The 24,351-nt window shown below is 38.1% G+C and carries 20 protein-coding genes; 3 read left to right on the top strand and 17 right to left on the bottom strand.

The window, feature by feature from the left end; all coding sequences use genetic code 11:
• Positions 1 to 9: 9 nt before the first annotated feature.
• The 3 genes from KI210_RS06645 (at position 10) to KI210_RS06635 (ending at position 3,063) form a co-directional block, all read left to right on the top strand.
• Entirely contained in the window at positions 10 to 975 is a 966-nt protein-coding gene (locus KI210_RS06645; RefSeq protein ID WP_212781110.1) for a sugar-binding transcriptional regulator, read from the top strand.
• 112 nt (positions 976 to 1,087) lie between these two features.
• Entirely contained in the window at positions 1,088 to 2,323 is a 1,236-nt protein-coding gene (locus KI210_RS06640; protein ID WP_212781109.1) for an alcohol dehydrogenase catalytic domain-containing protein, read from the top strand.
• A 248-nt stretch (positions 2,324 to 2,571) separates the two neighbouring features.
• Positions 2,572 to 3,063: a sigma-70 RNA polymerase sigma factor region 4 domain-containing protein gene (locus tag KI210_RS06635; RefSeq protein ID WP_212781108.1), complete on the top strand. Its 492-nt coding sequence runs from the start codon at positions 2,572 to 2,574 to the stop codon at positions 3,061 to 3,063.
• 84 nt (positions 3,064 to 3,147) lie between these two features.
• Here the strand turns inward: KI210_RS06635 and KI210_RS06630 are convergent, their stop codons facing one another.
• The 17 genes from KI210_RS06630 to KI210_RS06550 form a co-directional block, all read right to left on the bottom strand.
• A complete protein-coding gene (locus KI210_RS06630; protein ID WP_212781107.1) occupies positions 3,148 to 3,522 on the bottom strand; it encodes a PTS glucitol/sorbitol transporter subunit IIA in 375 nt (124 codons plus the stop codon).
• A gap of 11 nt (positions 3,523 to 3,533) precedes the next feature.
• On the bottom strand, positions 3,534 to 4,538 hold the full coding sequence (gene srlE / locus KI210_RS06625; protein ID WP_212781106.1) for a PTS glucitol/sorbitol transporter subunit IIB: 1,005 nt from the start codon (positions 4,536 to 4,538) through the stop codon (positions 3,534 to 3,536).
• A 25-nt stretch (positions 4,539 to 4,563) separates the two neighbouring features.
• On the bottom strand, positions 4,564 to 5,112 hold the full coding sequence (gene srlA, locus KI210_RS06620; protein ID WP_212781105.1) for a PTS glucitol/sorbitol transporter subunit IIC: 549 nt from the start codon (positions 5,110 to 5,112) through the stop codon (positions 4,564 to 4,566).
• A gap of 17 nt (positions 5,113 to 5,129) precedes the next feature.
• Complete coding sequence (locus KI210_RS06615) at positions 5,130 to 5,633, bottom strand: transcriptional regulator GutM (protein WP_212781104.1); 504 nt, start codon at positions 5,631 to 5,633, stop codon at positions 5,130 to 5,132.
• A gap of 1 nt (position 5,634) precedes the next feature.
• Entirely contained in the window at positions 5,635 to 7,461 is a 1,827-nt protein-coding gene (locus KI210_RS06610; RefSeq protein WP_212781103.1) for a BglG family transcription antiterminator, read from the bottom strand.
• A 12-nt stretch (positions 7,462 to 7,473) separates the two neighbouring features.
• Positions 7,474 to 8,274, bottom strand: a complete 801-nt coding sequence (locus KI210_RS06605) for an SDR family oxidoreductase (RefSeq protein WP_212781102.1) — start codon at positions 8,272 to 8,274, stop codon at positions 7,474 to 7,476.
• A 255-nt stretch (positions 8,275 to 8,529) separates the two neighbouring features.
• Positions 8,530 to 9,339 (bottom strand): hypothetical protein, encoded by an 810-nt coding sequence (locus KI210_RS06600; RefSeq protein WP_212781101.1) that lies wholly within the window; start codon positions 9,337 to 9,339, stop codon positions 8,530 to 8,532.
• Between the two features lie 420 nt (positions 9,340 to 9,759).
• Positions 9,760 to 10,431, bottom strand: a complete 672-nt coding sequence (locus KI210_RS06595; RefSeq protein WP_212781100.1) for a DNA methyltransferase family protein — start codon at positions 10,429 to 10,431, stop codon at positions 9,760 to 9,762.
• Positions 10,431 to 14,804, bottom strand: coding sequence for an Eco57I restriction-modification methylase domain-containing protein (locus KI210_RS06590; RefSeq protein ID WP_212781099.1), 4,374 nt, complete (start codon positions 14,802 to 14,804; stop codon positions 10,431 to 10,433). Before KI210_RS06590 ends, KI210_RS06595 begins: the two co-directional genes overlap by 1 nt.
• 126 nt (positions 14,805 to 14,930) lie before the next feature.
• Entirely contained in the window at positions 14,931 to 15,239 is a 309-nt protein-coding gene (locus KI210_RS06585; protein ID WP_212781098.1) for a helix-turn-helix domain-containing protein, read from the bottom strand.
• 172 nt (positions 15,240 to 15,411) lie between these two features.
• On the bottom strand, positions 15,412 to 16,137 hold the full coding sequence (locus KI210_RS06580) for a hypothetical protein (protein ID WP_212781097.1): 726 nt from the start codon (positions 16,135 to 16,137) through the stop codon (positions 15,412 to 15,414).
• Between the two features lie 186 nt (positions 16,138 to 16,323).
• Positions 16,324 to 16,815: a PTS sugar transporter subunit IIA gene (locus KI210_RS06575; RefSeq protein ID WP_212781096.1), complete on the bottom strand. Its 492-nt coding sequence runs from the start codon at positions 16,813 to 16,815 to the stop codon at positions 16,324 to 16,326.
• 18 nt (positions 16,816 to 16,833) lie between these two features.
• Positions 16,834 to 17,331 (bottom strand): hypothetical protein, encoded by a 498-nt coding sequence (locus tag KI210_RS06570; RefSeq protein WP_212781095.1) that lies wholly within the window; start codon positions 17,329 to 17,331, stop codon positions 16,834 to 16,836.
• A gap of 3 nt (positions 17,332 to 17,334) precedes the next feature.
• Positions 17,335 to 18,123: a MurR/RpiR family transcriptional regulator gene (locus KI210_RS06565; RefSeq protein WP_212781094.1), complete on the bottom strand. Its 789-nt coding sequence runs from the start codon at positions 18,121 to 18,123 to the stop codon at positions 17,335 to 17,337.
• Positions 18,124 to 18,196: 73 nt separating this feature from the next.
• On the bottom strand, positions 18,197 to 20,068 hold the full coding sequence (locus KI210_RS06560; protein WP_212781093.1) for a PTS sugar transporter subunit IIBC: 1,872 nt from the start codon (positions 20,066 to 20,068) through the stop codon (positions 18,197 to 18,199).
• A 68-nt stretch (positions 20,069 to 20,136) separates the two neighbouring features.
• Positions 20,137 to 21,477: a family 4 glycosyl hydrolase gene (locus KI210_RS06555; RefSeq protein WP_212781092.1), complete on the bottom strand. Its 1,341-nt coding sequence runs from the start codon at positions 21,475 to 21,477 to the stop codon at positions 20,137 to 20,139.
• A 455-nt stretch (positions 21,478 to 21,932) separates the two neighbouring features.
• Entirely contained in the window at positions 21,933 to 24,197 is a 2,265-nt protein-coding gene (locus KI210_RS06550) for an LPXTG cell wall anchor domain-containing protein (RefSeq protein ID WP_212781091.1), read from the bottom strand.
• Positions 24,198 to 24,351 lie beyond the last annotated feature (154 nt).

Below are 24,351 nucleotides of genomic sequence, written 5' to 3'. Positions count from 1 at the left end.
GTGATTAATATGGCAAGCAATAATATGGTGGAAAGACTAACAAAAGTAGCCGAATTATACTACAACCATGGACTTACTCAGCAAGAAATTGCATCAACTATTCATATTCATCGAAGTGAAATCAGTAGAATGTTGAAGCAAGCACGTAAACTAGGAATTGTTCAGATTAAAGTTAATTCAAATATAAAATTGGACGGGTCTCTCCAAAATTTCCTAATAGACAATTTTGGATTGAAAGATGCACTAGTAGTTCCAGAGCCAACTGACACTAATCCATTTCAAAATATCGGTAACTATGCTAGCAATTATTTAGTTCAAAACATCTCAAACAATTCAGTTGTAGGTTTATCTTGGGGTCACACTTTAGCTGACACAATTCATGCCATACCTGAAACAACTGACAAAAAGGGAATAACCGTTGTTTCTTTAATAGGAGGTCCTGTAGGTCGCTTAAAGAACGATTATCAGTCAAGCAAATTAGTTTATTCCTTAAGCAGAAAATTCAACGCAAAAAGCGAAGCTATTGCAGCTCCAGCTTTAGTGGGCTCTAAGGAACTAAAACATGAATTAATTTCAAATCCAAATAATGAATTAATCTTTAATTATTGGACTCAATTAGATTATGCAGTTTTAGGTATTGGTAGTAGTCTGATTACCGAATTAAGTCAGTGGCAAGAATTTTACAAGAATTCCAAATTTATCGATGCTTTTAAAGATAAAAGTATCGTTGGTGATATGCTTTCTCGTCCCTTTTCCATCGATGGAAAGCTAATATCTTCAGATAAATTCAATATTATTGGCATGGATCTACCAGATTTAAAGAAAGTACCAAATGTAATTGCTGTTGCCTTTGGCCAAAATAAAGCCGAAGCAATTTTAGGAGCTCTAAAAACAGGTGTTCTTGATGTACTTATTACCACTGATACAACTGCAATGAGAATAAAAAGTATTTATGAGCATAAATCACAATTGTGATTAAGCTCATAAAAGTATTGTAATTATAGGCATTAGATAATATCATCAAATGTGAAGTCGGCGCTATCATCTATTCTGTACAATTTAATTTTAAAAATTAGGAGATTTAATTATGGTTCAAAGCAAAGCGTTGAGAATTCACGGTAAAGAAGACATGAGAATTGATACTATCGAATTGCCGGAAATCAAAGATGATGAAATTTTAGCAGAAGTTATCTCTGATTCAATGTGCATGTCATCCTGGAAATTAGCAAAAGAGGGTGAGGATCACAAGAAGACTCCTTCAGATCTTAAGAACAACCCTGTTATGGTTGGGCATGAATTTTCTGGAAAGATACTGAAAGTTGGAAAGAAATGGGCTGATCAATACAAAGAAGGGGAAGATTTTGTAGTTCAGCCTAACTTGGCAAGAGATGATACGCCCTTTGTCCCTGGTTATTCATATCCATATATTGGCGGGGATGCGACGAAAATCATTATTCCAAATGAGGTAATGGAATTAGGTTGCCTCATCCCATTTAATGGTGATTCATACTACGAAGGCTCTCTATGTGAACCGGTAAGTTGCGTGATTGCAGCTTTTGACGCACAATTTCACTTAATTCCACATACTTATGACCATGAAATGGGAATTAAAGATGGAGGAAACATGTTGATCGTTGGTGGTAGCGGTCCAATGGGGTTATTAGCAATCGACTATGCTCTTCATGCTGATAAAAAACCAAGTAAATTAATTATTACCGATATCGATCAACAAAAACTTGACCGTGCAGAACAACTTTACCCATCAAACGATGTAGACGTAAAATTTATCAATACTAAAGGATTATCTATTGAAGAACAAGAAAAATTATTGAGAGCTGAAACTAACGGTAAAGGATTTGATGACTTATTCTTAATGATTAGTGTTGCTCCTCTTGCAGAAATGGCAGGACGACTTTTGAATAGTGATGGGTGTTTAAATCAGTTCGCAGGTCCTGTAAGTAAAGACTTTTCTGCAAAACTAAATTTCTATGACATTCACTATAACTTTACCCACGTTGTAGGAACTTCTGGTGGTAATGCTAAAAATGAGGCTAAGGCCGCAAAACTAATTGCTGAACACAGATTGGATGTAGCTAAGGTTATTACACACGTTTTAGGACTGGATGCTGCTGCTGAAACGACCCTTAGTCAACCAGAGATTGGCGGCGGAAAAAAATTAGTTTATACCCATAAAAAATTCAACAGGATTGAATTAGCCAAAGTAGATCCACAAAGTGAATTAGGAAAAATCTTAGCCAAGCATAACGGTGTATGGTCACATGAAGCTGAAAGTTGGATCTTAAACAACATGCCTGATATTTAATTAGATTATTCTTTCACAATTAGTCAAAAAAATGGAAAAGCGTGATTTTTCGCGCTTTTCCATTTTTAATATACGTTTATCACTACTTCTAATATAATAAACGCAGATTTAATTTTACATTCTCTTCCACCACATCCCCATCCCGTCGGACTTTCACGCCTCTCCAGCCGTATTTCTAAATCACCCAATATTCAGGTAAATTAATCGTGCACAAGCGCTTGTGACTAATATTTAGGAGTCACAAATACATGAACGAAATTAAACCTGAACACTTAGAAGCAGCCTGGAAGAACCAACGGCTGGTCCACGGAGCACTAAAGGTGGCTCACGTCCACTGCTACAGTCAGAATTACGAGGATTATCTACATGAGGGCCTTATTCTTTATGCGGAAATGCTGGCAAACAACGAAGATAAATCCCAAGAAGAAATCGACAAACTTTCCTTTAGAAAAATTGTTTGGCGCACAACTGACCAACTACGCAAAGTTCAGCGTGATACCGAACGTCAAGACAGCGATGACCAACTGCTCTTTCAAGGTTATGCAGAAAATTCCGACCGTTTGATTGGAATTAAAGAATTACTCGCTCAATTGGATAAAGTAGATCAGCAAATCCTATTAGAAGAAATTATCGCCAATCGTCCACAGAAGCAGGTTGCTGCTGAAGCTGGCATTACGGTTAGAACTTTAACCAGACGAAAAAAGAAGCTACTCAATCAATTACGAGAAAAACTTTTTTAATAACGCAAAAAGGGAGCTATCCGCGTGGATAGCTCCCTTTTACAATAGTTATAAAAAGAGGAGGGAAAAACTATTGTATTATTTTTAATATATTGAAACTTCAGTTCCTACAGTAATCTCCGGGAATTTTCCTGATTCTACATAAAGCGAGCCTGGTAATTCTGCTTTTGTTTCTCCTGAAAATCGAACGGCAATATGTCCCAAATTATTTAAGTTTGTAGCAACTTCATTACCTACAGCAGTAATTTTATAAGTTTCGTTGCCGATTTGAAGTGTTTTTCCAATTTCAATTTGGCCATTTACCGGAGTAACCTTTGTAATAAAACATGAGTCTCTCAAAGTATCAGGTGCTTCTTCACCAAAGAATATTAGCATATTAATATCTTTAAATTCTTTTGCATCCTTACCAATCTCAACAACCTCAGTTTTATAAATCAACTTGTTTCTTATACTTTCCATAACTACTTCTCCTATTTACCTGAATATAAGCCAAAGCTTGCCAACCAGGCTACAAATACTCTAGGTACACCATTAATAAATCTAGAGTAAAGAACAGAGGTAACACCAACTTCAACAGTTTCAGGTTTTGCTTCCATTAATCCTAATCCTACAGGAATAAAGTCACACCCGTTTTGAGTATTAATAGCAAATAATGCTGGTAAAGCGTACTGAGGAGCAATGTTCCCTTTACCAATTTCAACACCAATTAATGTACCAATAATTTGTCCAATAACAGCTCCTGGCCCTAATAACGGTGATAAGAATGGCAAGGAACAAATGAATCCTAACAAAAGCAAGCCCCAAATATTACCTGCTAGAGGAGTCATGACTTTTGCAAAGACTTTACCAATACCAGAGCCATTAATAATACCAATTATTAACGAAACGAAAGCCATAAATGGGATAATCGTGGTTAATACAGTGTTAACAGCCTGTTTAGCAGCCTGGTTAAAAGTGGCAACAACTTTACCTACCCCTACACCAATCTTACCAATGAATCCTGTTTTCTGTTGTTGAGTAATTGTTTTACTAGTATCAAATTTTTCTTCGGGTTCTGTATTTTCCGTCTCTGCATCAGCGTGTGTTTCAGAAGCTGCTTCTGCCTCATCAGCTAGACTGATTTGGTTAACTCCTACGTTTGACACATACAATTCAGGCACAATATACTCTGCTAACGGTCCTGATTTACCTGTTGGCAGAACATTAATAGTCTTAATATGCTTTTTAGGGTAAATCCCACATCTTAACGTTCCACCACAATCAACTATTGCAACTGCAATTTCTTCATCTGGTATAGAAGTTTTAAAACCATCCACAGCCTTCATTCCAGTCAGTTTAACCAGCTTATCAACTATCTCAGGACGATTTCCACCAGTAACATATAAAATCTTATTTCTAGTTTCTGTTGGAGTAATAACCAACGGGCCACCCCAACCACCGGTACCTTTAACAACTTTTACGCTATGAAATTCCATAATTATCTACCTCTCAAAACCCGCTTTATTTCAAATCAACAGTCTTAGAAAGTTGGATGCCTGTAGATTTGCAAACAAACTTAGTAGTATAGTCAGTAATCCAACCACCAATAAAGTTCATTACTAAACCAACTAATAAATAGCGAATAGCCAATTCTGTCGTGTTTAATCCTAACTTAGAAACCCCCTGAGCAATTCCCTGCCAAATAAACAATTCAGCTGGATTAATATGTGGGAACAAACCGTTGCTAGTGTGACAAAATTGCGCAGCAGAAGCATAGTAACTAGGCTTATAGTATTCAGGTAAAAACTTACCCATTGAGTGTGCCATTGGATTACCTAGCATAAACGCAGCAACAAATGGCAAAACCAAATATCTCGTAAATGGATTTTTAGCAGAAAAGCGAGCAAATTTGTTCATCTTTTCTTCCCCGATTAAGGAAATAATCGCATTCATCAAAACCAGTAATAGAAGTACTAGCGGTACAATGGAAGACATCCAGTCAATAAAAGTTGAAGCACCTGACTTAAAGAGACCTATAAACCCAGATGCAAAATTAACAAGGATCTTCATAATAGTATTCATTCCTTTCATTTATTAAATGATAGTTTCTTTTTTAGATCATTTATCCAAAGTACAATGTTGTTTTTCCAAAGCCTAAAAGTTGGCATGTCTAAGAAATTGACACTTGTGTCATAATCAGATCTACTCATTTTTCCAGTTTTAAAGTTAATAAAATTGCGATAAGCATTAAGTATGCATTCTTTAGTGAGCTTATCAAAGTTATTTAGTTCGTCATACGAAGCTGCTACCTCAGGCAAAGATTTACCATTTAATTTAGTAAAATGACGAAACTTTGCAAAAACCGAATAGCCTTTCATCAATTGCCCGTCATAAATTTTTCCAGAATCATCAATGTTGAGCAGGATAATGCTTCCTGATTGAATTTTCTTAGGATTTTTTCCAATTAATACTTTCCCTTGCTTGCTCATTTCATGGAAAATTTTAGAAAAGTTCCTTATCTGAAAAAAGCCTAGAATACTTTGGAATAAAAAAGCTATTCCTAATCCCAAACCTATTACCAATAAATTCATGTTACACACCTTCTAAAATTTGAATAAATGGACGTTCTGACTGATATTGAGTAATATTTTCAAACAAAGTAGGGTCTTGTGAAATCATTGGTATAAGATCATATACCTGCGAAGCAACCTCTACCAAATCATCATCAATCTTATCTGGAATCGCAATTAGCGCAATTAAATCGACTGGAAGATTATTGAAACTCATCTTCTTATCCGGAACTCCAAAACTTAACAACACTCTTTTTCGACCACTGCTATCTGAAGCATGTGGCATTGCAATTCTATTGTGAACTACGTTTTGGGTTTCACGGGCCTTGATCGCATCTAAAAAACTTCTATCTACATAACCACATTTAATTTGTTTTTCAATTAACTGAACTACAGCTTTTGTGTAATTAGGTTCAGCTAAATGATCAATCGTAACTAATAACCTTCCTTCATCGATGCTCCGACTAATTTCAGTTACAGCAGCTATTTTAGAAATAACATTCTTTTTAAAAATAGAATTTATACTTACTACCGGAGTATCCTCATATCTGAATGGAAATTGTGAAATTATAAAAGCATATTTTTTTCCAGTCTTATGTAGCTCATCGACACTGCTATATTTATCGAGTTGATAATCTGGAAATACTCTCTTTAACTCTGCCTCAATGAATTCCACGACTGAATGTCTCATATTTCCAATTAGGGCAATATTAATTATCTTGTGATTTCGTTCAATATCAGCATCCTGTAGCAACATTTCAACGTAGATGACAAGATAATCTATTTCTTTTGAACTAACAGTAACATCATAATTATTCTCAATTCGCTTTTTGAGTTTTAAAACAGCGTCCAGAGAAATTGGATATTTCTCAGCTATATTATTTGGTAAAACATCAGTTACAGGTTCTTGAACTAGGCTTCTATTTACCAAAAACAATAGGTGCCATTTTATTTTTTCATAGAAACCTTCAGGTCTGATATTGTAGCCTCGCAAAGTCTGATTGATAAAATCAATAACCAATTGATGTAGTTCTTCAAATTTTTGATTGGTACGCGAACTATCAAGAAACTTATTTTTTTCTAAATTCAGAGGAGACAACACGAATTCCATTTCACCATTTTCAATATCTGGGAAAATTTGTCTTATCGCCTTATCTACAGTATTAAGTTCTTCCATATCCCAAAGAGGTGTAAAATTAGGATTAAACTTTTGAACCTTTCCACGATAAATTCGCACAAAATCGAGAGCAAGCAAATTGTGAGCAATACTTTTACGCAAATGAACTGATAGCTGACAATTATTAAGTTGCTTTTTATAAGCCTCAAGTTTTTCAAAATCCATAAACTTAGGATTATTCGCAAAAATATTTCGCACACAAGTGAGAATCATCCATGGCTGACTTATTTCTAACTTCAGCCCCTTGCGTGGCCGTACATCAATTTTTACACCATACTTGGAAAAATAGACTTCTATTTCTTTTAGATATTTAGATATTGCTCTCTTATCCAGTAGAGTTAGATCTGCTAATTCATCATATGACACATAATCAATATGTTTTATTAACTCAAGAGATATATATGCTCGTCTTGTTTCGGGATCGTTTAGATCCAATTTTTCTTTTAAAAAACTGGACTCTAACTTCACAAAACGAGCATAATCATGAATAACTAAGCTATAAGTATTGCCTCGTCGCTCTATCTCTGCTACTGGATCTAAAATATTTTGTAAATCACCTATTCGGTTAGTTATTGTTCGTGTACTAACATTTTCGTAAAATGCAATTTCATCAGTAGTTAAGGGGCCATTTTCAATTAATAGTTTGACAATACTGAATAAAGCGTTATTCACAACGTTCTTCTCCTATCCTCTAGACTTACCCCCAGCAACATTTATGGTTACGCCGGTAATATAACTTGCACGCTCTGATAATAAATAAGAAACTAAGTTAGCTACCTCATAAAGATGTCCACTACGACCCAAAGGAGTTGTGGAAGTACTCTTATATCCGGCACGAAGTTCTTCAACAGTCTTATGTCTTGTGTATGCTAATGCTTCTTCATAAGATAGCGTTCTAAGTCCAGTTGCTTCCATAATCCCAGGTGCAACTCCAACTACACGGATATCATGTTCTCCTAATTCCTTTGCCCAAGAACGAGTAAAACCATTAATAGCACCTTTAGTAGCAGAATATACGCTTTGGCCTTGTGAGCCTTCTAGCCCTGCCTCTGATGACATATTAACTATCACTCCATGGTGTTGATCTACTAAGTAGCGACCAACTGCTTGACTCATTAGATATACGCTTTTTACATTTACAGCAAACATCTTTTCAAAGTCGCCTTCATGCAATTCATATTTTCCATGTGCGTCTTTTTTATCAACTAACAGACGTGGCAAATTGATACCTGCATTATTTACAACACCATCAATTGTCCCAAACATATCAACTGTAGCTTTTACTGTTTGTTCAACGTTTTCTTCATTCGTGACATCGGTATGAATAAACTTTAAGTTGTCATCCTTAACATCTGTATCATTCAAGTCAGCATCTACAACTTTTGCACCATGACCTAGTAAATCATTAACAATGGCTTTGCCGATACCTGATGATCCTCCGGTAACAATAAAAACCTTACCTTCTAAGTTCAACCAATCTTCCATCTCTGTGTCCTTCTTTCTTTTATTTACATTTCCAATACTAATGTATTCGCTTACATTGCTTAAAGACACATTTTTCGAGGTGGGAAGAAAAGTATGTACCATCAATTAACATGCTTAATTAAAGCTTTACATACGAAGTATAAACTAATAATTTTATTAGGTCTATATCTAATAATTTTATTAGGTCTATATTATATATAGCACTTTCAAAAATACAACAAAAAGGGAGATATCCACTTGGATACCTCCCTTTTCTTATATGTTGCCGTTGCGTTTATCAACCATTTCTAAAGCAAGCCTCACGGCATCAAGTTCGAATTGTTCAAAGCCATATTCATTCTTTAAAATGCGGCTAATCAGTTTTGCGCGATGCTCAGAGACTATTTCAGGTACTCCCTCAAAGCCTTCCATCTTCAAATTGCGTTTCAAATCAGGATTATCTAAAACCGACTTTTTATTCGTCATAATGATTAAACGACTCTGCCGCGCCATCTCCTTTAGCGCATGGAATTGCGTAATTCTGGTTGAAACACACCCAGTCGGGCGCACCGCCTTGCTTCGCATCACGCACTCAAATTGCCGCCCATCAATAACTTTAGACTTAAAAGCTACCAGACAATCGCCGAATTTACGATAATCAATAATTTTATCCAAAAAGATCCAATCAGTTGATCTACGACTATATCCCTGTAACGAGAAAGCAAAGCCACATCCTGGCACCAAAATCCCATGTCGATGACTTGATTTAACCAACTCTCGTTCAACTGTTGTTTGGACATTCATCCCCAGCACGCTGTTTTTCATCTTCTCGCTAATCAATGAATAAGTACTCTTCTTCGTCGCCACCAGGCCTAGCTTTTGATCGAACAGCAGGGTTTTAATACCACGATGTGCTAGACGATCTTTCACATTAAACAGCAGCACCGAGTTATTACTTAGTGTGTAATTATGATCCTCGATTAAATTAAATAATTCAGACTGGTGTTTCTCCCACCAGTCACACACCCTGTTTTTACATAAATGAATCAATGGCACGTTGTTGCCTCCTTCAGCAGCAAATGTCACTATTGTTTACCTCCATTACACAAATTTTGATAAGCAAAATCATATCAAATTAGTGTACCAAAGTATATATAGTCAACTGTTATATAACAGGTATAATATTTATTTTTCTATAGTTTTAGATGATCAAATCTACAAATAACCAACATCTTTTACGATAAAACAGTTTGGTATAAGCCGTAATCATTTGATTGCAAATTGTAGTTAAAAATCAGCACTATATTTACAAACAGAAAAAATAACTTCACTTAATTACGTTTTTTATGTAAAAACTAACAATTTTCTCCATGAGCTCCCTAAAAACCATGCTTCTTTTAAATAAACACTGATACAGCAATAGTTTTATTAATAACACTAGACGACCATACAAAAAAATACCGTCTAAGCAATAAACTTAGACGATATTTTCACATGCTAATATTGTTATTTGAGTTTTTCCTTATAAATATCATGCCATTTACATGGCTGAAACTGCATTTTTTTTGACTCATCCTCGGAATCGCTAAATAAGTCTAATTGTTCGTATTGTGAACTAACAGTTCCAGTGGAGGGACCGTTCTCCAGAATCGAATCAAAAGTAAATTCTGTACGCATTACTTTTCCCTTTGGTAAAGGCTTCCATTCACTAAATATTAAAGGCATACCTTGCTTATTTACTCTTTTCAGAGCATCCCCTTGCAACATGTTAGCTGCGATAATTGTATTAGCACTTTTAACTACTTTATTATCTTGCTCCTCTGGACTAAAGGCATGATTATATAAGTCTTGAAAAGTATTACGCATATTGGTGATCAACATGTTTAGGTTGTCTTCCATCAACTCAATACCATAAAGAGTAGAGAGAGCTAGTAAAAATTTATCCTGTCGATCCTGAATGCTATTTCCTTCTTGTTCAGCCACAGCTAGCTTTCTTTTTAATAATTCAACTAAGAATGCCCCCTCTCCGGCTGAAGGTTCAAGGAAAGTAGCCTCTAAGTCATTAATTTTAGCTGTTATCTCTGGCTGATCAAGCATCATATTAACGATACGCTTCGGTGTAAAAACCTCGCCAATATCCTTAACTCTATCTGCAGATTTAATGATTTTTTCTGACATTAATCCATAGCCTGCACTTTCGATTCAATAAAGTCAATTTCATCTTGGGAAAGGTTGTATTTATGATATAGCTGTTGATCAATCTCTGGAATTGACTTAGTCCAGTCAATATCAGAATCAGGAGTGAAGTCTTGGATAGGAACCTCTGTCCATGCTTCTCTATTATTATCTTGAGTTATCTTTTTTATTCCCAACATTGCTCTTGCAAATTTACTTTTTACATACTTGAATGCAGCTTCAGCCTCTTCTCTGACTTCAAAAGAGCCGATAGAAATAAAGGTTTGGGTGTACCCGATTAGGGGTTCCCCGATTAGGGGTGTACTGAGAACCTCTCCAAGAGCTCCAGATCCATTTGAACGTGGTACAAGGACTTTGTAGCTATAAATATTTTCATGGTCCATATCCACGTATTTTCGAGGAATATATCTCCATACTCTCTTGTTATCTACCAGTCCAATTATCTTAATATCATCTTGATTAATCTGTTTTTTGGTAAATAAATCGATCTTATCAAAAATGTTATTTCTGAATCTTTTATCTTTTCCCTCACTCCCTATAATTTTTTTATATTCAGGGTGATCACTATACAAAGCTTTTAGATCAAACTTATTTTGTACAAAAATAATTTCAGATAATCGATTTTCCTTTTTCTTAGGAGCTGCCTTCTTCGCTATGCTATCCAATTCAGGGTATGACGTAAAAGTGCCTATGGCTCCAAAATCTTTATTCGCATCCCTTAGCGAGATCACTACCCCACCCTTGATGCTTGTGTTTGGAAAGATCTTTTCACTTCTTTGTTCGTACATTACCACTTTGAAATGAGTGTCATTTAACATTTTTTCATTCCACTGTTTAGGTGTTCGACCTGCCCTAAATAGAAAGCGTGCTGGCGTAATCAAAGTTACTAAATCAGACAGTTGATAGGATAGATCCATAAATTCATTATATATTGGCGGTTTATAGTTATCCTGATCGCCATGAGACTGGTCTTGATACGGCGGATTACCTATCACAACATCAAATTTCATATTTCCAAATAACCTCTTTATTTTAGTAGCTTCATCGTCAACATCCTCTTTAGCATCTGCCACAATATTTTCCACATACTCAATATTAGTGTAAATGTCGCGATAGCCAACCAACGTCCTTTGCGCTATTTTCTTAGCCATAGGTGTTTTAGCTACAACAAAAACATTCTCTCTTAGAATTTTTTGCCACAACATCCACTTATCTTCAAGGCTAATCTTTCTTGCCTCTTCTTGTTTCATTTTATTGTAAGCCGGTGCATAAAGGGTTATGGCTGCATAGAGCGGATATAGACCTGTTTTGGCATTGATTTCAAGGATGCGACTATTTTGCGAAAATGCAGAATCAGTGTAGTCGGTCTTTATCCAATGTTCAGCTGGCACGCCATCTGCGGTTGTATACTTATAATTTTTATCATAAAAATTATATCCGCCAATAGTCATCCCCAACTGCATATTTACTACTCGCCAAGGTGTTAAAACAGTTTCCTTGTCTGGATTTCTAAAGGTAGCAAAAATTTTGGCCAAATTTCTAGTTCTTTCTAGAGGATCTTCCTGATCTAGTTCCTTAACTTGCTGCCTAATTATCTTCCCTGCTTCGATAAAGACGTCAGCGTCATAGTACTTAGAAAATTTTCTAAATAAGGACTTAGTTACACCTTCAGGCATAAATTCTTCCCAAGAAGTATCATCAACTCGCTGAACAAATTTCGATATGCTGATATCTTCATCAAAATCAACATCCATGCCGTAAATCATAAGTGGAATTCTGATGGAAATTGACCTCAAAATCGAAATCATTGTCCTACGTTGCTTCTTGAGCTTTTTCATTTTATCAATTGCAGCCTGCTCTTCTGAAGATCTTTCCTTCTTTGGCTTTTTTTCGCCTTTATTAGCTTCGTCATATTCTTCATCGGTCAAGCCTTGGTTATTAACATCAATCCCCATCGGCTTTTTCTCAGCTTTTGTTGTCCCAACAATTTGCTTCAAGTCATTAAAATCTTTCAAGTCAACGTTGTCCGACATAAGCAATTCGTCATTATATAAAGAATCATCATCAAAGCCATTACGAACTGCCTTTTCAGCATAAACTCGTTTTATCTTGGCCATTAAGCTGTCAACCGAATAAGGTTTCATCGACTGACCTTCCTCACCAATAATAGGCAGGAAGTTCAATAAATTGCTCATCGCTACTTTCTGATCATGACTATTTTTCTTGCCTACACCAGTGTTAAGTCTGTTTGACGCAGCCATTACTGTTAAAGCTCGATCAGGTGCAAAGTCAAAGACATAACAATTGGTCTTCTGACCATTTTTATCGGAATAAGGTGTCTGTGCGCGAAAGGCAGCTTGTAAATATTGGGTAGGACTATTGGTATTTGATAAAAATACAACGCCAGTCCACGGTTTAATCGTCACACCAGTAGTCAGCTTTCTAACTGTCAACGTAATTGTCCTAGTCTCAGAAGGATTGTCACCAATTGCCTCCTTTACTCGATCAACATCGCTTTCTGATGCTACCCCATTGTTATCACCATCACGTACGACATTGATAATGTCATAATCCATACCAAAAATTGGATCTGACTTCATCAGGTCTTCTAAAGCGTTGGCTTCTTTTACACCTGGCAAAATCCATAATGTATGCCTCAACTGGTTCCGAAATTCTTTCGTAGAAAATGGATAATTACTTTCTGAATTAGGAGTTGTAATATTACGTAAGAACTGCTTAACCTTGTCTTCGTATACAAATTTTCCAGTATCATTTGTGCGGAAAAATTCTTTGAAGTTGAATGAACGACTCCCCTCACCCATAAATATTGCATCTTTAAATTGTTTGCTCATTTCAAAAGTATACATGGATAAACGAGGGAGACCTTCATAGGGATTGGGTTGCTCAGGTTTTTCTGTATACCAATTCTGCTTAGCACGTTGTTCCATGACATAGTCCCAAGTATAAGTGGTATTCTCATCATACTGATCAAGAATGTTGAATGGCGTGCCAGATAGTTCAAGCAACTTAGTATCTGAGCTAACAACCTGCTTCGTCACCGCTTCAGCTAACTCAGTCTGCGTCCCTTCATGAGCTTCATCAATAATAACTAAATCCCAGTGAGTATTAAACAAGTCGCGATTCTTATCCCCAGCCTTACCACCAATAAGTTCAGATCCACGTAAATCTTGTAAACTAGCGAAGTAAACAAATGGCCTATTACTGTGTAATAAATAGTTAAAATCTTCGCCAGCCTTTTTTGAGCCATATAAATACCCTGCTTCTGGCATACCAATTTTTTTAAAATCGTCAAACCATCCCTCATCAACCACCGGTCTATGAGTCATAATCAAAACGTGACGATAATGTTCTTCTTTAACTAAATTTAAAGATGACATGGTCTTACCAAAGCGCATTTTAGCATTCCATAACATCTTGTTACCATGTTTAAAGGCTTTTTGAGTCTTTCTGACTGCTTCTTGTTGCTCCGGTCTGAGTACAATCTTTTTTGGAACATTTTGAGTGTTTATCGGAGTATCAATTGCACTTTGACCATTTTTTACTGCAGCGATAGCTTTTTTAGCAGTTTCAACATCAGTCTCGTACCATTCCTGGCCTTGGCCTAATTCCTTCTTATTTATGCCAGATCTCCGCAGAACTTCATGGACATCGTAATCCCTAAACCAAGTATTATCACTTTGACGATAAGCTAATTCAGCCCACTGTACCTTAAATGGCACACCGGCCGTTCCCATGTACTGTTGAATTCTTCTTCGAGCTACTTCTTGTAAATCATGACTATTTGGCCGAGCATCAATTTCAAATCCATTAATTGATGCATCCCCAATTTTTTCTGCTCCATCATATGCAGGCCACATTCCATCAGAATTATCTGCAGTTTGAACATATATTATTTTTCGTTCTGAAGTAGAATAATCTTTTCTTACCGGCTCTACAAAAGCTGCAGGCAAATCTTTAATCATGTCATAGCTTTTAGCAAACCAAACCAAGAGTTTATGTAGATCTTCTAATCCCTTAAGAGATTCATTTTTACTATACGTGTGCATTGTTGGATTTTCGGATTTATTTAACTCGTAAAAAATATTTAGCACACTATTCTCTGCCATTTTTTCTTGCTTTATCGTGGTTAAGCAAGCATCGAGAGTTGTTTGGGGAGGAACATCAACATAATTTAAATCTAAAATTTTACGTGCAACATATTCAGTGATTTTACGAATAGATTCAAATTCATCGCTGAAATTTCCCTCTGTATATAGTTCTTCTACATTTTTTGCTGTGCCATATAAAACACGCAAGTCTTGAGCATCATTTAAGAATTCAAAATTACTCTTCATTACTTCATCCTCTTACTCCCTAAAAGAATAGTAGTTATGTACTATTATACGGGGTTAAGATATGCTCTCTCAATACTTTAAATCACAAATCAATATCAAAAAAGTCGCCCTTCCAGGCGACTTTATTTATTCTACTTGCTTATGCTTCTCTTCTTCCTCTTCGTTTGCCACATATTGATCGGCAAAACGGAGGAATTCTTCTTCTTTAAACTCATGCTGGTCGATACTAACGTAATGCTCATACGTATAGTCAAAATCCTTAATATCGACCCCCAGAACGTCAGCAATGCGAATGCACTCTTTATAGGTACAGTCATTGGATCTGATATAACTTTCATCCACATCCGCCAGTTCAGCCAGCTTGGAAATGGTAATTCCCGCTTTATCAGCAAATGCTTTAATTTTTATGAATGGATTCGGTCTTGTTTCTGGCATTCTCTTTGCCTCTTTTCTATTGGCTTGTAAGTATATTCTAGTCGGTTACCTCCACCTTTTTCAAGTATTTTGCAAACTATTTTATCATTTTATAGCTAAATATTTTAATTTTATCTTTATATTGCAAACTAACCTAATCGGCAGCAATACCTATCTCCACTAAATTGTTCACTCAATAGTATTCTAATAGCCACCCATCTAACAATGCTTTATCGCAGGCAGCATCAACCTCTTGTTTATTTGCTACTGGATATATTTTACGATCATAAATAAAATACGCTGGTGCCTTCTTTTGCTTTTTCGTTATTTTGGCCGCTTCCGCTTTGGACAAGCGATCCAAGTTAATCATCTCCATACTGGGAATGCGGGCAATAAAACTGCTGGAGATCAGCGAGTGGGCTTCCGGTGAACTAGCATAATAGGCAAAAGTTAGCTGTTCATCTGAATGCATTGCCTGTACCACACCTTGTAAATTGCTGTTGATGTTTGAACTTTCGGCAAATATAGTTGGCCTTAAAAGAAAAAACGATTCCGCACAAAATAATAATAAAGGAACAGCTATCAGAAGGCCGATCTGCTCCTTGCTAATTTTGAGCCCCTCTTCTTCCTCAACATCTTCATCCTCAACAATTTCAAAGCCATCATCCGTATAGCTAATTTTTGCTGTCTCAGCAAGGACTATTGCCCTCAAAAGGCTTACAAAAATCACTGTCATTGTGATCAATCCGCAAACAACCAGAAATATGATAGCAGCTCCCCAGTAACCCCAAATTATTACAAACGATCTATTCCTCCACATATCAAAAATCAAATAAACCTGTCTATAGATCAAAAAGGCCGCAGCAGCAAAAACTAGCAATAAATACCATTTTCGATATTTCTGATACAATTCCTCCATCCGACTTCCTCCTGTGTCGTACTTTTTATTTCACTTTTTATTTTTGTATAAATATTATTCTACCAAAACAAATAAGGATCGAAGTATCGCTCTCTACCAGCGAATTTCTAAAGAAACCAAAACAAACCCCAGACCGTAAAGTCTGGGGTTTGCTCTAAGTTTAAATCCTGTAGAGGGGATCAAGATTTACTTATATTCAATAGTCTGGATTTCATCTCCGTGCGCCACCGTCTTGGCAGCAACAGCGCTGACTGAATTCAACAAGTCCATGTTGGTATAAACCACAATTACGCTGTCGTCATAGCCCTTGTCCGCGATAAGCGCACGGTTCATGGTTATAATTTTATCGCCTTGGTTTACTGTTTGCCCTTCTTGAATAGCCGCTTCAAACGGTTCACCCTTTAATTCAACCGTATCAAGTCCCAAATGCACCAAAACTTCGAGTCCTTGATCAGTTGTAATGCCAACGGCGTGCTTGGTAGGAAACAAGGTTGAAATCTTCCCTGATACGGGTGCATAAACATCGTCACTGGCTGGTTTAATCGCATAGCCGTCCCCCAACATTTTCGTACTGAAGACGTCGTCTTTGACATCAGTAATTGGCATTAATTGGCCATCAACTGCTGCTGCGATTTTGGTGCCGTCATCTTTCGGCTTTTTCTTGAAAAAGTTAAACATCTGTATAAACCTCGGTTTCTATAAACTGATTACTAAGATAAGAGTGAAGCAGACAATTAAGAGCAAGCTGCAGACAATCGCAACTGCTTCAATTGTACGATTAGGAATTTTGCCATCATCTTCCAACTGCTTGCCTTGGTGGATTCCCAGTCCGGCGAAAAAGGCACAGAATAAGTTGCCCACCAAAAGCTGGCTGATCAATTGCGTCCACATGAAGAAACGGTAAGTCAGGCGGTTTTTCATCACCTTATCAATTGACAGCAGCAAGTAGTAACCCAAGATAAAATCGACAATCGCAATAATCACTCCCACTGCGCTAACTGGCGATTTCGTAAGCATCTGACTGAAGCTGCGTTTAAGCGCTGCGTTTTGCACTGCAATCAGCAGAAAGAAAGCCAGAGGGATCGCCATTAGGACGTAAGCGTAAGTTTTGAGCAATCTTTTAGCATCCAGTTTAGCACCGGCTGCAATGCGATCTAAAAATCCTGAAAATTTACGTTTGCTTGCTGCCAACATAATCTAATCCTTTCCGTTCTTCTGTCGCCAGGTTAAATATTGGCTGATAAACAAGTCAATTAATATATAGGCTGGCGCAAATGCTGCATAACCATTGGGCAAAGCATTGCTGCTGGCATAGGTAATGGCAGGAAAATATAAGTTGTATTGAGCTAAATAAGAAAGCTTATTTTGGCGCAAATTGGTGAAGGACACATATTTAAACTGACTGTTGGTCAATTCCATGTGCGCAATTTCATCATTTATTTCCTGGTTATCGCCCGAAAAACTAATAATAAAGAAAACATCATGGGCCTTAGCTCGGCTGCTGGCAATTTTTAATTCATCTAAAGCCGATGGCAAAATAGTAGCATTTTTACCAATCATAAATAATTCATGGTGCAAGTATTGTGCGATCAATTCTTGCTGCCAGCCAGTCGAATAGAGATAAATCATCGGGGCGGCTTCCAGGTCGGTGTATAAGCCATCTAAATCTAGCGTCTCAAAATATTTAATAGCAGTTTCACTGGCATTTTTAAGTTCTTTAGGAAAATTGGAATTCATCGAAGCGGCATTTTTAGCTGCTTGTGCCATATCCTCCAGACCAAAGCGGAGTTCACTATAGCCACTCAAGCCAATCTTTTTGCATAAACGGAAGATCGCCGATTCTGAGACATACAGCTTTTTGGCTAGTGCGGCCAAACTTAACTTGCTGCACTCTTCGGGATTAGCCATGACAAACTGCAAGACTTCTTTTTCAGAGGAATTGAGCTTGTCACTATTTCGATATACCATTGATCTCAAATTTGCCATATCCATGTCCTTATTCTATTGGTTGTCACACAAAAATTGCCTAATAGAATAATAACATAGTTCCTATACCAATTTATATAAGCCCTTTCATTTCTTCCACAACCTGATCGGCATCCAGGCCGGTTACCAGGTCGATTTCTTGGTCATCACGCCGCTGAACTTCATAAACATCAAATTTCTTGAAGTTTTCGTCGCTGGCTACCTTAGCAGTATCAACAACATGAACGCGAACCCGAGTTGAGCAAGCGATGATATCTTGAATATTGCCAGCTCCACCTAGCAAGTCAACGTAAGCAGTAGCTTTTTCAATCACTGGGTTATCATCATCTTGACTGGTTATATCCTTGCCTGATTGGTCCTTAATGATGCCCTGCATCTTTTCCAAGACTTGGGCAACGTCCAAACCAACAATAACCTGAATGGCCTTGCCGTGGTGTACCACATTGACAGCCTTGTTAGCTCTAAATTGAGCATCTGAGCCCAGTTTATTAGGATCTGCAACCGTTACCCGCAAACGAGTGGCACATGATGACAATTCTTCAATGTTGTCAGCCCCACCTAAAAGTTCCAGGTAAGCTCTAGCCCGGCCAATGTATGGGTCACTTTCAGCTTCTGCTTGAGCAGCTTTCTTTTCCTTGTATTCCTTCTTGTTGAGCAGGTGAACATCTTCGTCATCAGCTTCTCGACCAGGAGTGATGTAGTTGTTCTTTTCAATCATGATCTTAAATATAAAGAAGGTAAGAATAGCGAAGGCAATCCCGACGATGAATTCCATGACATAGACCTTCCAGTGGTTAGCCCATAATGGAATCCAGTTTTGAGCAGCGATCCCAATCGCACCGTCAGTCATGTTACCAACCAAACCGAAGGCGTTCATGATCGTGTTCATGGTTGCTGACAGCAAGGAGTAGATAATCCACAGCAGCGGTGCAGCAAACAGATAAGTAAAGTCAACTGGTTCCGTAATCCCAGCTAAAGCTGAGGTCAAAGCGGCTGGAATCAGCAAAGCAGCCGTTTGCTTCTTCTTGTTCTTCTTAGCAGTTACGTAGAATGAGTAACAAATTGCCGGTACTAAGAAGACTTTTTCATTACCGTAAAGTTGGAAGCCAAGTTGTGGAGCTAATTGCTTCAATGGCTTGGTGCTGGCAGCATATTCTGATAAGTGCTTTAACCAGTATGGTTGCAAACCACCAGCAACAACAGCTGGACCGTATTGGAATGGAATGTATACCAAGTGGTGCAAACCAGTTGGAATCAAGACCCGGTTCAAGAAGTTGTACAGCCAAATACCAATGTAGCCACTAGCTACCATGAATTCTTGCATGGCAGTAATGCCAGCTTGAACTTTAGGCCATAGCCAGCAAGTTAAAACGGCCAGCGGAATCATGGCAAAGAAGCCAAGAACATAAACATAGGTTGAACCTTGGAAAGTCCCCAACCATTCTGGCAATTTCTTGTCAAAGTAACGGTTGTGCAGCCAAACAACAATTCCGGCAACTACCAAGGCACCAACGATACTGGTATCCAAAGTCTTGATCCCAGCAATGTTAGTCAAACCATGGTTGGTAGCATTGGCAACAATTTGAATCTTGTCATAGTTAGGAATCCCAAAAGCAGCTCCCCAGTGGCTTAAAATAGCACCAACAAAGTAGTTAAAAGTCAAATAAGTAATAACTGACTCCATCGCTGCCCGGCCCTTAGAGTTGTTAGCAAGTCCGATTGGCAAACCAACCACGAACAGAATTGCTTCTTGGTTGAACACCGTCCAACCACCGGCAGAAATAGTGTCCCACACGTTATACCAAGTTGAACCTGGAGTAGCGAGTGAGCCGAAAATAGTGGCATTGTTGAATAAACTCCCTAAAGCGACAACAATACCGGCAAATGAGAATAGGAGAACTGGGACGAACATCGCAGCCCCAAATCTCTGAAGCTTTTGCATCATTTTTATCACCTCATAAAAGAATGAGACACCCTTCTGTGCCCCATCCCTCGTTCAAAGCTTCTAGTAGATTATTTCAAGTCAGGCCAGTATGGCTTGTTAACAGGAATCATGTCATCCAAGATCTTCTTGGCAACTGAAGCATCTGGAACCGTCTTGTTCAAAGCAAAGGCTTGCAGCATCTTGTCGTATGATTTTTGTTCATAAGCATCTACAACCAGTTTTTCACAAGTTTGTTGTTCCATCATCATGCCGCGTTGGAAGCGTCCTGCCATACCGGTGGCCATTGGTTGAACCCCATCAGCACCAAAGTAGCAAGGAACTTCAACGATTGAATCTGGATCCATGTTGGCAATTGCACCATTGTTTGGAATGTTGGCTAAGAATTTTTCATGGGTGTTGTAGGCAATGGCGTGGCAGATATCAACAATGTATTCTGAGTGAACTGCGTTACGGTCCCACATGTTGTTCTTTGCCGTACCTTCTTCAACGATCCGCTTGCATTCACCAAAGACGATCTTTTGCCGATATTCAAGAATTTCATCGGTCCGAGTGTGCTCTGGGTTAGCATTCTTAACTTCATATTGAGGGAAGTAGTAGTATTGCATGTAAGTGTTTGGCAAGGTTTCTGGTTCAAGAGCGTAGCAGTCAGCAGCCTTCTTAAAGGTTTCTTCCCAACTAGCTTCAGTATCCTTGTCAAAGTCGCCACCTACCCAGTAGCCGTCTTTGGCAACATACTTCTTAAGTTCAGGCATTAAGTCTTTACCAGTCTTCTTGTCACGAACTTCTTTCCACCAGCCAAAGTGGTTCAAGCCATAGTAGTTGAAGTCAATATCATGGAAGTCCTTCAAGCCGCAAATTTGAGCCATTCTGGTCATGATGTCAATTGGCATATCACAGATGTTGATGACTTTTGAGTTTGGACGGAAGCGCCGACAAGCTTCAGCAACAATCGCAATCGTGTTGGAGTAATTAATCATCCAAGCATTTGGTGAGTATTCTTCCATCCAGTCAATAATTTGCAGGATTGCAGGAATTGAACGCAAACCATAAGCCATGCCCCCGGGTCCGGTGGTCTCCTGACCATTGACGCCGTATCTTAAAGGAATCTTTTCATCCAAGCTCCGCATCTTGTACTTACCAACTCTGATTGAGCCCATGACGAAGTCAACATCAGTGAAGGCTTCCTTAGGATCAGTCGTGTATTCGAATTCAATGTGCGGTGCCCGTTCCTTGATGATAATGGCACAAGCATCCCCAATCTTCTTTTGCCGTTCTGCGTCATTGTCGTAGAACTTCAACTTTCTTAATGGGAACTTGTCTTCGTTTTGGATCAAGTTCAAAACAAAACCTGGCGTGAAAGTACTGCCCCCACCAGCAATTACAACCGAATAACGTTTGTCATTAGCCATGTCTCTTTACTCCTTAATAATTAATTCCTATAACTCAAGTCAGCTAACTTACAGTTATATTTATACCATTAATCAAATCTTTTGTATCCGCTTTCATAGTTGATGGAACGGCTATTTCGGAGCTTGGGACAATATTTCAAATAGTGAAATATATTTCAGAACTGAACAGCGAGTCAGAGGTCAATAAATGGGCACTAAATATTGATATTGGGGGATTTTTTAGCCAAAAACTGTGCATGTTAAGCTGTTTATTTACTTTTGCGAGATATTTCAGATTTTGAAACAAGGAAAATGCGATTGGTTTAGCCCAAAATATCAAAAGAATAATGAGACAAAAGAAACCCCAGATCGTAAAGTCTGGGGTTTTTCTACAGATAACTTATTGCCCAACAAAAATACCGCCATATCGAAAATTAACAAATTCGACATGACGATATTTTTAAATACTATCTAAATTAATGCTTACGCTTTCTAGCAGCTTCAAAGCCAAAGGCAGATAAAGCAGCTAAAATCAATGAGTAGCCTAAAAAGATAAATCCACGGTTAGTCTTTGCACCAGTTTGAGGCAATTCTTCACTAGAATTTACAACTCGCTTAGGCATTGCAAAGTTAGCTGATTTGCCGGCATTGCTTGCGACACGACTTACAACAGGCTTAACTGCAACCTGCTTTTCAGTCGGCGTAACGACCAACTTCTCAGCACGAGGTTCCTTAGCAGTTGTGGTCTTCTTTGCTGAATCGGTCTTTACTGAAGACTTCTTAGCAGTTGACTTCTTCTTTGAACTGGTCTTTGCTGAAGTCTTCTTGGAGGTTGACTTCTTCTTGTCTGCTTTTTGCTTGTTGTATTGGTCATAAACGCTTTGTGCCACACTAAGGTTCTTCTTAGCCTTAGAAAGCTTAGATTTAGCGGTAGCAAGATTGGCTTTAGCTGCGCTCAATGCACTCTTGGCACTATCTAACACTTTCTTAGCTTCATCAACTTTTGCCTTAGCTTGCTTCTTGGCTTCTTCACGTTTAGCCTTATTAGCAATTGGGTTTTCGTAGGCGTCCTTCAGTTGAGCATACGTCTTTTGACTATTTTCTAAAGCAGTCTTTGCTTGTGAAAGTGCAGTGACCTTAGCATCATAGTTTGAAGTTGCACTAGCTAATTCTTGCTTAGCAAAGGATAGGGCAGTTTTAGCTTTTTCAAGTTGTGCATTAGCATTGGAAGCATTAACAGTTGCGGTTGCCAAAGCTGTTTCTGCGGAAGCCAGTTGTGCCTTGGCATTTTGGTAATTTGCAAGTTCTTCTGCTGATACGTCAGGCGTACCACTAACTTTTTCAACATTAGCCATTGAGCTTTCAATCTTGCCATGGGCATCATGGTCTAATAACGTGTCGTCCAAGGAAATGACGTGAAGGCGAAGATTTTCTGGGGAAAGCGAATCTTCAGGTGTATTGTAGGTTTCAACACTGACACCTGCCAAGCCATTGTTACCGTTAAATCCAAACACAAGAGAACGAGCATGAGCCCATTCGTCGCCATTGAAAAGAAAGCTGAGAATACCAGAATAAATTAAGCGCTTAGCGGAAGCCATTGACATGTAGTAAGGGTTGTTAGGAGTTAATTGGCGTCCTGTGCCACCCATTGCAGCTTTGCCGTTTTCATATTCTATAGTAGGATCTGTTATATAAAAACCAGGTGCAACAAATAAGGTAGCTAAGTTTTCAACACCTTGCATTTCTGGCGTACCTTGTACACCATAATTTTTGGTTACTTTGTAGATGGCTTTTGTATCATGACCTTGCCCATACTTCCAGTTATCCGCTTTATAGCCGTCTGCGATGTCTTGCGCCATTGCTTGAATTGTTGAGTTAGTCGCCAATTCTTTTGATCCTGCTGCTTTTCTAGCACTGTTGATTGCCCGCAAGACAAAATTATTAAGTTCAGTTTTTTCTTCACTGGTAAGCTTATCAAGATGAAGCATTCGGTGTTCGTCTGCTTCAGAGGCCTTGAAGTTATCTATGTTATAAATAGCTTGCCTTACACTGGTCTGTTGAAGGGCGGTTTTTTGAGATGGATCTTTTAGTTGTAAAAAATCAACATTGTTTTTCAACTGATCTTGGTAATATTGTTGGTCAGCTGGTGACGAGTAGTGAATTAGTTGCGAATCAGCAATCGCAGTAGGGTCTTCTGCGGTTTGCTTCTTTAGATCGTCAACTTTGTTTTGAGCAGTCTTTTGTGCCTGAGCACTGGCATCAGCCGTTTGTTGAGCCGTGTTAACGGCTTGTTGTGCCTGATCTGCGGTTTGTTGCTTTTTCTGTACGTCAGCTTGCGCCTGATCAGCAGATTTTTGGGCGTTGTCAACCGCTTGTTGCTTTTGACTAACATCATTTTGCGCATTTTGCACATCGGAACTGCTTACGGTTTGTTCAACGTCTGCAGAAGCTTGATTGTAATTGTCAACAGCTTGGTCGTAGCTTGCTTGAGCAGATGATTCTGCCTTAGAAGCAGACTTAGCTTGGGCTTCTGCACTAGAAACATCAGCTTGTGCTTTTTTATAGTCACTTTTTGCTTTGGCTAAAGCATCTGAAGATGAAGTCGTCTTTTGACTCGCTTCAGCATTTGCTGCATCTGATTGATTATCGTTAGTTGCAGCTTTAGCTTGTCCAGTGGTAGAAGCTAAAGCCAGGCCGGCAGATCCCAGAACTGCCAGTTCAGTTATTAATTTCTTTTCCATTGTATCTTTTCCTCCATTATGGTTAATAAAAACACACCATCATATTACAATAAAAAAAAAAAACGCCGATTGTAAAATCAAATTGAACACTTTAGAAAAATAAAAAAGTCCATTTGGACCTGTTTGATAGAATGTTAATGACCACAAAAACATC

The organism is Lactobacillus corticis, assembly GCF_018327645.1.
Classification (GTDB): domain Bacteria; phylum Bacillota; class Bacilli; order Lactobacillales; family Lactobacillaceae; genus Lactobacillus; species Lactobacillus corticis.
This window is presented reverse-complemented; position numbering and strand designations above follow the sequence as displayed.